This window comes from Streptomyces griseorubiginosus (assembly GCF_017614965.1).
Lineage (GTDB): Bacteria > Actinomycetota > Actinomycetes > Streptomycetales > Streptomycetaceae > Streptomyces > Streptomyces griseorubiginosus_B.
In genome coordinates, this window is the sequence record NZ_WVUG01000100.1 from 1 (window position 1) to 14,067 (window position 14,067).

The following is a 14,067-nucleotide window of genomic DNA, read 5'->3' on the forward strand; positions in this document are numbered from 1 at the left end:
CTCCACCGCCTTCCCCGCGCCCTTCACCCGCGCCCCCTCACGTCGAAGGCGTCCCGCAGCCCGTCCCCGATCGCGTTGAACGCGCACACGACGAGGATGATCGCGAGGCCCGGCGGAACGATCAGCCACCAGCGTCCCGAGTACGCGGCCGTCAGACCGGCGGACAGCATCCCGCCCCAGTCGGTCTTCGGCGGCTGGACACCGAGGCCCAGATACGAGACGTAGGCGACGAGCAGGATCGCGTCGGCGACCTGGAAGGTGGCCGCGACGACGATCGTGGACACCGAGTTGGGCAGGATGTGCCGGCGGATCGCCCGGCCGTGCGTGCCGCCGGTGGCGCGCAACGTCAGGACGTAGTCACGGCCCTTCAGCGTCAGCGTCTCCGCCCGCACGAGCCGGGAGGGCACCAGCCAGGACACCAGTCCGAGCACGAGGATCAGCCCGAGCGTGTCCGGGGTGGTGATCGCCGACACGACCAGCAGGATGAACAGCGCGGGAATCGCGATGCCCGCGTCCACGATCCGCATCATCACCGCGTCCACCCAGCCGTCGGCGTACCCGGCCACGGCACCCCACAGTGTGCCGATGACGGTGGCGAGCACCCCGGCCGCGAGCCCGACGAGCAGGGAGACCTGCCCGCCGTACATCAGCCGCCCCAGCTCGTCGTGGCCCACGGCGTCCGTGCCGAGCGGATGGGAGCCGCCGGGCGCGAGGTTGACCTGGGTGAGGTCGGTATGGGTCTGGTCGGTGGAGTACAGCAGCGGACCGACGAAACAGAGGAGCAGGAAGAGGACCACCACCGCGAGACCGGCGACGGCCAGCTTGTTGCGGGTGAACCGGCGCAGCGAGAGACGGTGGCCCGCGAGGGGGTCGGTCGTCGGCGTGGTGGTCTGCAGGACGGCGCTCATGCCTGGCCCGCCTTCACTCGGGGATCGACGACACGCTGGAGGACGTCGGCGAGCAGCGTGCCCACGACCGTGGCGACGGAGATGACGAGGACGCAGCCGAGCAGCACCGGATAGTCCGACGACTGCGCGGCGGACCAGAACAGCAGCCCCATCCCCGGGTAGTTGAAGAGCTGCTCGACGACCAGGGCGCCCCCGAACAGCACGGGCACGTAGTAACCGAGCATCGCGATCACGGGCGTGAGCGAGTTGCGGAAGACGTGCCGGAAAAGGATCGCGTACTGCCGCGCACCGCCCGCCCGGGCGGTGCGGACGTAGTCCTCGGCCAGGTTCTCCAGCGTCGCCGCCCGCATGTACCGGCTGAACACCGCGATCATCGACGCGGCGCCCGTGATCACGGGCAGCACGAGCGCCACCGGATCGCCGAGCACCTGCCCGAGCGTGTCCCCCTGCGGCGCCTGGGAGGGGAACCAGCGCAGCGTCTGGGTGAAGACCAGCACCAGGACGAGGCCCAGGAAGTACACCGGGGTCGAGTACGCGACGAAACTCAGCGTCGTGATGACGTAGTCGGCCGGTTTGTTGCGCCGCACCGCCTGCCACATGCCCAGCGGGATCGCGAGGAGCAGACCGACGAGCGCCGACAGCACCGTCAACACCAGCGTCTTCGGCAGCCGTTGCCCGATCAGCTGGGAGACGGCCTCGTTGAGCGTGTACGACGTTCCCAGGTCCCCGTGCAGCAGGGTGCGCAGGTAGTAGAGGTACTGGACGGGCAGCGGGCGGTCCAGCCCCTGGTCGTGGTTGAACGCGGTGATCTGCTGGGCCGTCGCCTGCGGGCCGAGGATCCCGCGCGCGGGACCCCCGGGCAGCGCGTGCAGCAGGCAGAACACCACGACCGTGACGATGAGGATCACCGCGAGGGCCTGGAGGGTCCGCCGGGCCAGGTAGACGAGGGTCTCCATGGCTCAGCCGGTCCACTTCCACTGCGCGGGGTGGAAGTTGGCGAGCGAGTCCTGGGAGAAGCCGCCCAGTCCCTTCTTCATCACGGAGATCTGGTAGTCCGGCTCCGGCAGCCAGATCACGGGCAGGTCCTTGGCGAGGGCGGCGCTGTAGTCCTGCACCGCCTGGGTCGAACTCGACGTCGTGGACGCGGTGATGAGCCGGTCGACGTCCGGGTTGGAGTAACTGCCGAAGTTCGAGCCGGCCTTGGTCTGGAAGAGCGAGTCACCGGTCGGGAAGGCCGGGAAGTACCAGCTGCCCGCCGTGCCGAAGAAGGACAGCTGCCATGTGCAGATCGACTGGCCCGCGGTGCACTGCGGGGTCTGTGAGAGCACCGAGTTGACCGGCGCGGTCCTGATGGAGAGCTTGATGCCGGTCTTGGCGAGCGAGGACTGGATCGCGCTCATCATGTTGTCGGTGACGGTGGATCCGGACTGCGACAGCACCGTCATCTCGAACTTGGTGCCCCGGGCGATCCCCGCACCACACCTGCCCGGGGCGGTGCAGGTCATCACCCCGCCCTGCTCCGTCCAGCCGTGGCTGGTGAGCAGAGACTTGGCGGCAGCCGTCGAGAACGGGTACGGGTTGTCCTTCTGCGTCGGCGAGACGAAGTCGGAGGCCTGCCCCTGCGGCACCGGACCGTAGCCGGGCACGGCCGTGCCGTTGAGGACGACCTTCGCCAGGCTCGTCTGGTCGATCGACCGCTGGACCGCCTGCCGGGCGTAGAGCTGCTTGAACACGGCACCCATGGCCGGGTTGTTGAAGTTGTACGGCATGTAGGTGATGGCCCAGCCCGACCACGGCTTCACCGTGTAGCCCCGCGCGGTGAAGCTCGCCTCCTGGTCGAGGTCGGTCGGCTCGATGTAGCCGTAGTCGACGCTCCCGGAGCGCAGGGCGTTCTTCTCGGCGTCCGCCGTGGTGAAGGGGAGCAGGTTCACCGTGGGGATGCCGGGCTTCTCCCCGCCGTCGTACTTCTTGTTGGCGGTGAGCACGACCTTGCCGGCCGTCGAGAAGGACTTCACGGTGTAGGGGCCGCTGACGGTCTTCCACAGCGGGTTGGTGGCGTAACCGCCGATGTTCTTGGCCGCGTCGTTGAGGTAGGTCCAGGTCCGCTTCGGGTCGCCCTTGTCCCAGGCGTGCTCGGGGAGCGGGTTGATGGAACTCAGTTCGTTCGCCAGCATCCACTGCGGGTTGTACGCCCGGTCGAAGGCGATGGTGAAGTGGCGGTCGTCCTGGATGGTGAAGGAGGTCCAGTTGTCCGGTGCCTTGCCCGGGTTGTAGCCCGCCCACTGCGTCTTGTTCGCCTTGATGAGGTCGAACCAGAACCGCACGTCCTTGGCGGTGACGGGCTTGCCGTCGCTCCAGTGCCGGTCGCCCAGGGTGATCTTCACGCTCTTGTTGTCGGCGGCGAAGTCGGCGGCTGTGGCGATCGAACCGGCCTTGTTCCACGCTATCTTGCCGCTCGAGCCGTCGTAGGCCACCAGCGGCTCCCACAACGCGTTGGCGATGGAGATGTTGTTGGTGTTGAGGTGCGCCGCCGTGCCGATCGGCAGGATCCAGTTCGGCGTGAAGTTCGCCGGCAGCGCGTAGTTGATCGAGTCCTTGGCCGCGGACGACGCGCCGCTCGATCCGGAGCAGCCCGCGAGCAGCAGCGTGCCCACGGAGAGGGTGACACCGGCCAGGAGTCTCGCGCGGGCAGGGGACATGGCTCTCCTCGGAACAAGGGTGGGCTCTGCGGGGGTGAGGGACAGTCAACGACCCGTGTGGTCGAAGAAACAGACGCACTGCCGTAAAAAGCCTGTTACTGCTGTTCTGAAAAAAGCGTGGAGGCGGTTGCGGAGGCTTACGCTCGTCGCCCCGAACGCCGTCGACGGAAGTTACTTCGTCCATGACCGAAAAAAGTCCGCCGCGCCGCAGACACCTCGTCGGCGTCACCTCGCTCGCCGAGCGCGTCCTCGAACTCCTCGCCTCCGGTCGGGCCACGACCCGTACGGAACTGGCCGGACTGCTGGGCGCCGCTCCCTCGACGATCTCCTTCACGGTCGGTCAGCTCATGGACCACGGGCTGGTCGCGGAGGAGGGCACGGTGTCGTCCGCGGGCGGCCGGCCGCGCAAGGTGCTGCGGCTGGGCGGCAGCGACGGGTTCGCCGTGGCGGCCGAACTCGGCGGCAGGCACGCGCACGTGGGCGTGGTGCTGCCCGGGGGCGGCCTCACCGACGTCTCCACGGTGCCGTTCCCGACCGCCGACGGTCCCGAGGCGGCGCTGCCCGGACTGGTGGAGACCCTCTCCTCGCTCGCGCAACGGCACGGCCGGGGGCTGCTGCGGGGCGTGGGCCTGTGCCTGCCCGGCCCGGTCGACGTGGAGCCGGGACTGGTGACCCTGCCGGCCCGGATGCCGGGCTGGAACCGCTTCCCGGTACGGGACTGGCTGGAGGAGCGGTTCGCGGTGCCGGTCGCCATCGAGAACGACGCCAACTGCATGGCCGTGGGCGAGCACAGCGTACGGCCCGCCGCTCACCGCCAGTCGATCATGGTCAAGGCGGGCTCCGGGATCGGCGCCGGTGTCATCGCCGACGGCCGTCTCTACCGCGGCGGCACCGGCGGCGCCGGCGAGATCACCCATGTCCGGGTCGAGGCCGCCCACGACATCCCCTGCTCCTGCGGGAACACCGGGTGCCTGGAGACGGTGGCCTCCGGCGCGGCCCTGGTGCGCATCCTGCGCGAGCGCGGCCTGAAGGTGACGTCCACCGAGGACGTCGTACGCCTCGCCTCCGACGCCGACCCGGAGGCCACCCGCGCCGTCCGGCAGGCCGGCCGCTACCTCGGTCAGGTCCTCGCCGCCAACGTCAACTTCTTCAACCCCGACGCCGTGTACCTCGGCGGCATCCTTTCCACGCTGGAGCCGTTCGTCGCCGCCGTCCGCAGCCAGCTCTACGAGGGCTGCCATCCGCTGGTCACCGAACACCTGGTGATCGAGCGGGCCGTCCTCGGCGCCGACGCCGGTCTGGCCGGCGCGGGCCAGATGGCCCTGCAGCGGGCCCTGGCGCACGCGCTGCACACGGCGACCGGCAACCACCACCCCTGACCCTCCGGAGGATTCCATGCCGGCATCCCGTCCCGTGATCGCCGTCGCCGGCCTCGGCATCGAGTCGTCGACCTTCTCCCCGGCCCGCACCGAGGCCCCGGCCTTCCACCCGCAGCGCGGGGACGAGGTACTGGCCCGCTACCCCTTCCTCGCTCCCGGCACCGCGTTGCGCGAAGTCGCCCACTGGAGAGGCGCGTTGGTCGGCAAGGCACTGCCCGGCGGCACGGTGACCGCGGCGGCGTACGCGGAACTCTCCGCCGAACTCCTCGACCGTCTGCGCCGGTCGGGCCCGGTCGACGGCCTGTGGTTCGACATCCATGGCGCCATGACGGTCGAGGGCCTGGACGACGCCGAGGCCGACCTCCTCACCCGCGTCCGCGAGGTGACCGGCCCGGACGTCCTGGTGTCCACCTCCATGGACCTGCACGGCAACGTCTCCCGTGACCTCGTCCACCTCAGCGACCTGATCACCTGCTACCGCATGGCCCCGCACGAGGACGCCATGGAGACGAAGGAACGGGCCGCCCGCAACCTCGTCGACCTCCTGACGAGCGGCGCGCCCCGCCCGGTGAAGGCCTGGATCCCGGTGCCGGTGCTGCTGGCCGGCGAGCAGACCTCCACCCGCATCGAGCCCGCGCGGAGCGTGTACGCGGCCGTCGCGGACGTGGAGGCGGCCGACGGGGTCACGGACGCGGCGATCTGGGTCGGTTACGCCTGGGCCGACGAGCCGCGCAACCGGGCGGCGGTCGTGGTCACCGGCGCCGACCGCACCGCCGTGGCCACGGGCGCGGAACGACTCGCCCGCGGTTTCTGGGCGGCCCGGCGCGACTTCGCCTTCGTCGCCCCGACCGGCACCCTGGACGACTGTCTCGACACCGCCCTGGCCGCCGCGGCCCGCCCCTACTTCATCAGTGACACCGGCGACAACCCGACGGCGGGCGGCGCGGGCGACGTCACCTGGGGCCTGCAACAGGTCCTCGCGCGCCCGGAGTTCAAGGACCCCGACGGCCCGACCGTCCTCTACGCCTCCCTGCCGGGCCCGTCGGCCGTCGACACCGCCGTCGAGGCCGGCGTCGGCGCCACGGTCACCGTCACCGCGGGCGCCGAGGTCGACGACCGCCACGCCGGCCCGCTCACCCTCACCGGCACCGTCCACGCGATCCGGCACGGCGACCGGGACGCCGGGACCGAAGTGGTGCTGCGGGTGGGGAGCGTGCACGTGATCCTCACCCGGCTCAGAAAGCCGTACCACCACGAACACGACTTCACCGACCTGGATCTGAGCCCCCGCGAGGCGGACCTCGTGATCGTCAAGATCGGCTATCTGGAGCCGGAGCTCTTCGCCATGGCGGCGGACTGGAGGATGGCCCTGACCCCGGGCGGAGTCGACCAGGACCTGGAGCGGCTCGGCCACCACCGCATCCGGCGGCCGATGTTCCCCTTCGACCGGGACATGCCGGACCCGGACCTGACGGCGCGGATCGTCGCACCGTCGAACGAGCCCCTGACCGGCCCCGACGAGTGAACCGGCCTTTGAGAACCCTCAGTTGACCGCCGCGGCGATCAACTGGTCCAGCAGCGCGATGAGTACGTCCCGGCACGAGCCGCGCTCCCGGGCGTCGCACAGCAGGACCTGGACGTGCTCGGGGAGGGCCAGGGCCTCGCGGATCTCCTCGGGCGGGTAGGGGTGTTCGCCGTGGAAGCCGTTGACGCCCACGACGAAGGGGATGCCGCGGCGTTCGAAGAAGTCGATCGCGGCGAAGCTGGTCTCGGGACGGCGGACGTCGATGAGCACGACCGCGCCGAGCGCGCCGATCGCGAGATCGTTCCACATGAACCAGAAGCGCTGCTGGCCCGGGGTGCCGAAGAGATACAGGACGAGGTCGTCGCCGATGGTGATCCGGCCGAAGTCCAGGGCCACGGTGGTGGCCTGCTTCTCCTCGATGCCCTCCAGGTCGTCGACGCCGAGGCCGGCGGCGGTCAGCCGTTCCTCGGTGCGCAGCGGCGCGATCTCGCTGACCGACCCGACCATGGTGGTCTTGCCCACGCCGAAACCGCCGGCGATCAGGATCTTGACCGTGTCGGGTGCCGACCGGGTGATGGTGTCAGAGTCGGCCAAGGCCGTCCCTCACTTTCTGCAACAGGTCCAGGTCCGGGGTCCGGGTCACCGGATGGGGCGGACGGAACGTGATCCGGCCCGACTCCAGGAGATCGCAGAGCATGATCACGATCACGCTCACCGGGAGGTCGAGCCGGGCGGCGAGTTCCGCGACGGCGATCGGCTCGGCGCAGTGGCGCAGGATGCGCTGCTGCTCCGGCTGAGGTCGGGTGGCCCAGGTCGGCGGCGGGTCCACCGCGGTAACCGTCGTGATGAGCGTGAAGTCGGCGCGGCTCGGCCGGGTGCGTCCGCCCGTCAGCGCGAACGGCCGTACCAGGCGGCCTGCCGTGTCGCCTCCGCCCACCTCACGCGCCGGAATCGACGGTGGGGCCGATGCCGGCCCGTGGTGCGGCGCTGAGATGCTCACCGATCTTCTTGACGAGCATGTTCATCTGGTACGCCACGACGCCGACGTCGGCGCCCTGGCTGGTGAGGACGACGAGATGGGCGCCGGGCCCGGCGGAGGTGAGGATCAGATAGCTGTGGGCCATCTCGATCAGCGCCTGCCGCACCGGCCCGCCGCGGAAGTCCATGCTGACGCCCTTGCTGAGGCTCATCAGCCCGGAAGCGGTGGCCGCGAGCCGCTCGGCGTCGTCCCGCAGGAACCCGGTGGACTTGCTGACGACCAGGCCGTCCTCGGAGAGCACCACGGCGTGGTTCACCTCGGCGACCCGGTCCACAAGGCCGGTCAGCAGCTGATCGAGCGCGGTATGGGTGGCTGGGATGGGGCGTGTCATGACGTGTCCTTCGTCAGCGGTCGGCGGGGGTGCCTGCGGCGGGTGTACCGGTGGCGGGGCTGGATGCGTCCGTGTCGTCCGTTACGGCGGCCTCCTCCTGGTCGTACTGCGTCTCGGCGCCCTCGTCACGTGCCCGGAGCGTCCCCCGCTGGAATCCCCCGAGCGAGGAAGCGGCCTGCTCGGGGGTGAACTCCTCGAACGGGCCCTGCTGTTCACCGCGCGGTCCGTCGTCGAGGAGCTCGGCGACCAGACTGGTCTGCGGGACCCGCCGGGGGAGCGGGGCGAGCCCCGGGCGACGGGCGTGTCTGCCGGGCTGCCCGACGCGGTCCCCGGTGCCCGCCTCGCGCTCGGCCTCACCGCCCCGTGCGGCGGCCGCGGCATGCCGGGCGTCCGACACCCACCGCTCCTCACCCGGATACCGGGCCCGTCCCGGCCGCCCAGGGGCGGGTACGGCCCCATCGGCGCGTCCGGTACCGGGTACGGCCCCATCGGCGCGTCCGGCACCGGGTACGAGCCCTTCGGCGCCTCCGGTACCGGGTACGAGCCCTTCGGCGTGCCCGGTACCGGATACGGCCTCCCCGGTGCGCCAGTCGGCGGACAGGGCCTCGGCGTGTCCGGCGTCCGCGGTGTCCCCGAGCCCGTAGGCGCTGGCCGCGTGCGCGGGTCCGGTGGCCTGGACGCCGGTGTCGGCGGTGCTTGCGGTGCCGTAGGGGCCGGCCGTTTCCGTGGGGCCGGTGCCATGGACGCCGGTGTCCGCCGTGCCGTAAGGGCCGGCCGTGTCCGCGGCCGCGGTCCCGGTCGCGCGGGCGTGTCCGGTGCCGTTGAGGACGCCGGGCTGCGGGCGGGGGCCGGGGGCGGTGCCGTTCTGCGCGTACTCGTCGTCCCCGGGCCGCGCGGCCGGCGTCTCCACGGCGCTCTCGTGCCACTCCGGCCCGTCCGGCCCGGTGACCCCGTCCCAGGCCTGTCCGGCGGACCGGGCCGGCTCCGGCACCTCGCGCACCACGATGTCGTGCGGCACCAGGACGATCGCCGTGGTGCCGCCGTACGGCGACGGGCGCAGGGTGACGGCGATGCCGTGCCGGGTGGCCAGACGGGCGATCACGAACATGCCGAGGCGCAGGTCGTCGGCGAGGGCGACCACGTCGAACTTCGGCTCCACCGCCAACTGGGCGTTGAAGGAGGCGTAGTCCTCCTCCGCCATCCCGAGCCCACGGTCCTCCACCTCGACGACCAGGCCCTTGGCGACCAGCGCGGCCCGGACACCGACCGGCGAGGGCGAGGGCGAGTACGCCGTGGCGTTGTCGATCAGCTCGGCCAGCAGATGGATCACGTCGGCCACCGCCGGCGGCGCCAGGTACACGTCCTCGTCGGTGTGCACCTCCACCCGCTGGTACTCGGCGACCTCCCCGACCGCGCTGCGCAGGATGTCGATCAGCGCGACCGGCTCCCGCCAGCTGCGCCGGGGCTGCTCCCCGCTGATGATGACCAGGTTCTCCTCGTACCGCCGCAACTGGCTGGCCGTGGAGTCCAGTTCGTACAGGCCCTTGAGGACGTCCGGGTCGGTGTGCTCGCGCTCCAGCGTGTCCAGCTTGGTCAGCTGCAGGTTCACCAGGTTCTGCGACTGCCGCGCGATACCGAGGATCACCTTCTGGAAGCCCCGCCGGATGTCGGCGAGTTCGACCGCGGTGTGGACGGCCGTCCGCTGCGCCTTGTTGAACGCCCGCGCCACCTGACCCAGTTCGTCACTGCCGTAGTCGAGCGGCGGGGTCGCCAGGTCCGCGTCCACCGTCTCGCCCCGGTCCAGCCGCGCCACCACGTCCGGCAGCCGCTCCTCCGCCAGGCTCAGCGTGGCCTCCCGCAGACCCCGCAGCCGGCGCGACAGCGAGCGGGTGATCCGCCAGGACATGCCCACGCACAGCAGCAGCGCCACCAGCCCGCCCGCGCTCAGCGACGCGGCCGTCACCAGCAGGCTGTGCGCCTTGTCCCCGCTGCGGTCCAGCAGCCCGGACGTCTGGACCTGGATCATCCGGCCGTACTCGTCGCCGACCTTCGCGAAGGCCGCCGCCCACTGGTCCCGCGCGGCGGGCAGGACCACCTTGCCGTCCGCGCCCGGCCGGGCCGCGAGCACCTTGTCCTCGATGTTCTGGACGCTCTGCCACTCGGGGCTCTGCAGGATCCGCTCGGTCTGGGTCTTCGCGCCGCCCTGCAGCGAGGGCACGATCTGGTCCTGGACCAGCCAGCGCCTCGTGTCGACCAACTGCGTGAACGTCATCCACGACTTGTCGGTCAGCCGGCCGGACGGCCAGGCCTGGGTGAGCTGCGCGTCCTCCTGCGCGACCAGCTCCGCCGCGTGCTCCAGGGCGACCAGCGGACCGGCCTGCGAGGTCAGGTCGCCGTCGTCGACCTGGGACAGCTCCTGGAAGGCGTGGATCTGGTCGTCGATGATCGAGCTGTACTGGTCCAGCGCCTGCGCCGCGGTGATGTCGGTCGGGTCGTCCACCTGACCCCGGTAGTACTCCAGGCTGCCCACCGAGCCGAGGACCGAGTACAGCCGGTCCGAGATGCGCGCCGGGGCCATCTTGATCGCGTCCGACTGGCCGACCAGCTTGGCGACCGCCTTGTCCGTCTCCCTGCGCTGCGCCTCCAGCGCGGCCCGCGAGCCGCGCGGGTCGCCGGCCAGCCAGGCCGCCGACAGACTGCGCTCCCGCTGCAGGGCGAGCGTCGCCTCGGTGCCCATCGCGCCGGTCGACCGGCTCAACTGCGTCTGCGAGCGCAGCCGCAGCCCCTCCGCGAACATCTGCGTCGTCGTCACGCCCCACATCGCGGCGAGGGTGACGCTGGGCACCAGGGCCAGCAGGATCAGCGACAGACGTATGGAGCCGAGACGGCGGGGCCGGGCACCTGTCCGTGGAGACATGGTCGTCCTAGGCAGTCAGCGGAGTGGAGCGGAGAGTGACGGGGGTGGCCGTGAGCAGGGCGAGAAGGGGTGCACAGGATGCACAGGATGCTATCCGCACAAGTGACCGCACGTGCTACGGGTCTCCGAAATATTTCGCGACATCGGCGTACGAAATGTCGCGCGCCGGGCGGCTCAGCGGGTCCCGCCGTCGGCGAACCGGGCGACGGAGGCGACGTTGGCCTTCGTCACGAACGCCGGACCGGTGAGCACCGGCGAGACACCGCCGCCGCTGATGTTGCCGTTGGTCCGGTAGAGCCACAGCCCGTCCACGGCGAGGTAGCCCTGCAGATACGGCTGTTGATCCACCGCGAACTGCACGTCCCCGCTCTGCACGGCCTTTACCAGGTCCTTGTTGAGATCGAAGGTCGCCACCCCGGCCCGGCTGCCGGCCGCCTGCACCGCCTTGACGGCCAGCAGCGCGAACTGGGCGCCGTTGGTGACCACTTCGTCGATGCTCGGATCCTGCCGCAGCTTGGCGGTGATCGCGGCGGAGGTGGCGGTCGGGTCGGTGCCCTCCACGTAGAGGTTCTCGGCCTGGCCGGCGAAGGTCTTCTTCACTCCGGCACAGCGGGCCTCCAGGCCCACGTTGCCGCGCTCGTGGATGACGCACAGCGCGTGCTTGGCGTCGAGGCCGTTGAGTTTGTCGCCGACGGCCCGCCCGGCGACGCTCTCGTCCTGGCCGAAGAACTCCAGGAGCCCGTCCGGCCGCCAGGAGTCGGTCCCCGAGTTGAGGCCGACGACGGGTATGTCCGCCGACTTGGCCTGGGCGACCGGCCCCCGCATCGCCTGCGGTTTGGCCAGGGTCACGGCGATGCCGTCGACCTTCTCCCGGATGGCGTCGCGCACCAGTTCGGCCTGCCCCGCCCCGTCCGGGTCGCTGGTGTACGTCAGATCGACGTCGTCCTTCGCGGCCGCCTCCTCGGCGCCCTTCTTCACCAGGTCCCAGAAGGCGTCGCCCTTCGCGCCGTGCGTGACCATGGCGATCCTGATGCGGCCGCCGCTGCCGGCCTTGCCCGCGGAGCCGGCGTCGGACTCCGACTGACCGCCGAAGGCGGAGCACCCCGTCACGAGAAGCCCGACGGCCACCGCGAGGGCGGCGACACGCACGGATCTGTGGGAGGCGGGAGGCGGGGGAGGAGTGTTCATGAGGGTGCGGCACCTCGCTGTGCGGCCGAACTGGAGAAACGGCGAGAGGAGCCCCGGACGCCGTCCGGCGTGCCGTGCGCCGTCCGGGTGACTCTCGTTGGCCGGAGCCAATCGCGTGTGACCTCCGGTAGTCAAGTGAGCAGCCACTTTCAGTGAGTTGCCGCTGCCGCATCGTGATGCTCTCGTGGCCCGCGCGGTCGGCGATCCGCCCGGTGGGCCGGCTGGCCTAACGCCTGGTGTCAGAGCCGTGCGGAGATGAACTCGCTGACCTTGTCGGCCACGGCCCCCGAGTCGCCGCCCGCGGTGGTGACGGCCGAGACGTGGGGCCGTGCGGACACGGCGCCCACGAGGACGAACCGCTGCCGGGGATTGGCCTTCGCGGCCGCCTCCGTCGCTCCCCTCATGCCGGTGCCCACGGCGAAGATCAGACCGCAGTGGTGCTGCACGGCACCGTTGATGTACGGGAGCGACCCCGTGGCGTCGATCGTCGGGTCCGGGTAGCGCTGTGCGTTGACCTTGCCGGTGGCTGCAGCGTCCTGCATGCCCTGCCAGGTCGCCCGGGCGAGGACGGCGTCGGTGGAGTTCGCGGGAGTGTCCAGCAGGCATACGCGCAGATTGCGGGAGACGTTGGCGGCCCGTGGGGCGCGCGGCCCGACAGGCAGGACGACGGCGAGCACCACGGCGGTCACGACGGCCAGGGCGAGGACCGTGCTGCTCAGCGCGGGACGGCGGCGTACCAGGGCGACGAGGCTGCGGACGGCGGGAGGGGATGCCTGCATGGAAGTCCCTTGGTGGGGCGGAGGGATCAGCGGGTGCGCGCGGTGCGCCGGCGGTGACGGGCGAGGACGGCGGCAGCCGCCGCGAGGACGGCCGCCCCGGCACCGCCGGCCGTCCAGACCGTCGGTCCCCAGCCCGTTGCCGAACCGCTGTCCGCCGCCGGAGCGGCCGGGGACAGCAGCGGGTTGGTGCGGGAGGCGGGTTCTGGTGCCCGCAGAGCCTTCAGCGGGTCCACGATGCCGTAACCGATGCGCCCGTCGCGCCGGGACGTGGTTGCGGAGCGGTCGGCTGTGTCGATGAGCCTGGCGACGATCTGCCCGGCGCTCTCCTCGGGGTACCGGGAGCGCAGCAGCGCGGCGGTGGCGGCGACGTAGGGGGCCGAGTAACTGGTGCCGTCCTCGGTGAGGTGGCCACCGCTGCTCCCGGTGGAGTAGATGCCGACCGCGGGCCCGGCCAGGGCGACGTACGGGCCCGACTCGCTGGTTTGCCAGAAGGTTCCCTCGCGGGTGGTTCCGGAGACGGCGAGCACGCCAGGGAAGGCCGCCGGATAGGTCACCGGATTCCCTGTGCGGCCGTTGTTGCCCGCGGCGGCCACGACGACGATGTCGTGCCGGACGGCGTAGGCGACGGCGTCGCGCAGTTGAGGGTCGGCGTTGGTGGTGACCATGGACACGTTGATCACATCGGCGCCGTGCCGAGCCGCGTAGACGATCCCTTCGGCCAGGGTGAGGGGATCCGCCGCGGCGCCTACGCTGACGCGGACCGGCAGGAGGCTCGCCCGGGGCGCCAGGCCGGCCACCGCCCCGTCCGTGCCGTCGCCGGCGATGACCCCGGCGACGGAGGTGCCGTGGGAGTCACCGGAGAGGTCCACCTGCCCGGACGCGGCCTGGTGGGTGAGATCCGTGCCCGGCAGTACCCGGCCGGACAGATCCGGATGACGGGCGTTGACGCCGGTGTCCACCACGGCCACGGTGACGTGCTCACCCTGACTGAGCGACCAGACCCGAGGAGCGTTGAAGTGCCGGGCGTCCAGTGGCCATTGCGGGGCGGCGGGCACGGGTGCGGCCGGGGCCGACGCCGTGGACAGCGCCAGCAGCGACGGCAGGACGGCGTACGCCCACGACCTGACGAGCCCCCGCATCACATCCGTCCCCCCTCATTTCCCGCTGACGGGACATCAACTTACGCGCGCCGAAGGTAGATTGACGCATCGCGCTGACATGGAACAGTCAAGAGTGACTCATGGGATCTTCAAACTTGTAAGTGCCTTGTGGTGTTTCTGTGGCGATGTCCGGAGTTGCATG

Annotated in this window: 12 protein-coding genes; 2 read left to right on the top strand and 10 right to left on the bottom strand. The window is 71.3% G+C overall.

From position 1 onward, the window contains the following. Positions 1-23: 23 nt before the first annotated feature. The 3 genes from GRC12_RS20020 to GRC12_RS20030 are packed head-to-tail and all read right to left on the bottom strand — an operon-like array spanning position 24 to position 3,607. Positions 24-908 carry an ABC transporter permease gene (locus GRC12_RS20020; RefSeq protein WP_208780681.1) on the bottom strand — a complete coding sequence of 295 codons (885 nt, stop codon included), beginning with the start codon at positions 906-908 and terminating at the stop codon, positions 24-26. Then, entirely contained in the window at positions 905-1,864 is a 960-nt protein-coding gene (locus GRC12_RS20025; RefSeq protein WP_208780682.1) for an ABC transporter permease, read from the bottom strand. The genes GRC12_RS20020 and GRC12_RS20025 overlap by 4 nt, the downstream gene beginning before the upstream one ends. A gap of 3 nt (positions 1,865-1,867) precedes the next feature. Beyond that, positions 1,868-3,607, bottom strand: a complete 1,740-nt coding sequence (locus GRC12_RS20030) for a peptide ABC transporter substrate-binding protein (RefSeq protein WP_208780683.1) — start codon at positions 3,605-3,607, stop codon at positions 1,868-1,870. Between the two features lie 182 nt (positions 3,608-3,789). Between GRC12_RS20030 and GRC12_RS20035 the strand changes: the two genes are divergently transcribed. After that, positions 3,790-4,986 (top strand): ROK family transcriptional regulator, encoded by a 1,197-nt coding sequence (locus GRC12_RS20035; RefSeq protein ID WP_208780684.1) that lies wholly within the window; start codon positions 3,790-3,792, stop codon positions 4,984-4,986. Positions 4,987-5,002: 16 nt separating this feature from the next. Continuing rightward, positions 5,003-6,511 (top strand): M81 family metallopeptidase, encoded by a 1,509-nt coding sequence (locus GRC12_RS20040; RefSeq protein ID WP_208780685.1) that lies wholly within the window; start codon positions 5,003-5,005, stop codon positions 6,509-6,511. 18 nt (positions 6,512-6,529) lie between these two features. Here GRC12_RS20040 and GRC12_RS20045 read toward each other — a convergent pair whose 3' ends face one another. The 7 genes from GRC12_RS20045 to GRC12_RS20075 all read right to left on the bottom strand — a co-directional run bounded on the left by GRC12_RS20045 (position 6,530) and on the right by GRC12_RS20075 (position 13,904). After that, positions 6,530-7,105 (bottom strand): GTP-binding protein, encoded by a 576-nt coding sequence (locus GRC12_RS20045; RefSeq protein WP_133041598.1) that lies wholly within the window; start codon positions 7,103-7,105, stop codon positions 6,530-6,532. Next, a complete protein-coding gene (locus tag GRC12_RS20050) occupies positions 7,092-7,448 on the bottom strand; it encodes a DUF742 domain-containing protein (protein WP_133041599.1) in 357 nt (118 codons plus the stop codon). Before GRC12_RS20050 ends, GRC12_RS20045 begins: the two co-directional genes overlap by 14 nt. A 1-nt stretch (position 7,449) precedes the next feature. Beyond that, positions 7,450-7,881, bottom strand: a complete 432-nt coding sequence (locus GRC12_RS20055) for a roadblock/LC7 domain-containing protein (RefSeq protein ID WP_133041600.1) — start codon at positions 7,879-7,881, stop codon at positions 7,450-7,452. 13 nt (positions 7,882-7,894) lie between these two features. Beyond that, a complete protein-coding gene (locus GRC12_RS20060) occupies positions 7,895-10,798 on the bottom strand; it encodes a sensor histidine kinase (RefSeq protein ID WP_208780686.1) in 2,904 nt (967 codons plus the stop codon). A 174-nt stretch (positions 10,799-10,972) separates the two neighbouring features. After that, the gene (locus tag GRC12_RS20065; RefSeq protein WP_208780687.1) at positions 10,973-11,986 is read right to left on the bottom strand and encodes a substrate-binding domain-containing protein; all 1,014 of its coding nucleotides are present in this window, start codon (positions 11,984-11,986) and stop codon (positions 10,973-10,975) included. Positions 11,987-12,225: 239 nt separating this feature from the next. Then, positions 12,226-12,765: a hypothetical protein gene (locus GRC12_RS20070; RefSeq protein WP_208780688.1), complete on the bottom strand. Its 540-nt coding sequence runs from the start codon at positions 12,763-12,765 to the stop codon at positions 12,226-12,228. Positions 12,766-12,791: 26 nt separating this feature from the next. Next, positions 12,792-13,904, bottom strand: a complete 1,113-nt coding sequence (locus GRC12_RS20075) for a S8 family serine peptidase (protein ID WP_208780689.1) — start codon at positions 13,902-13,904, stop codon at positions 12,792-12,794. Positions 13,905-14,067 lie beyond the last annotated feature (163 nt).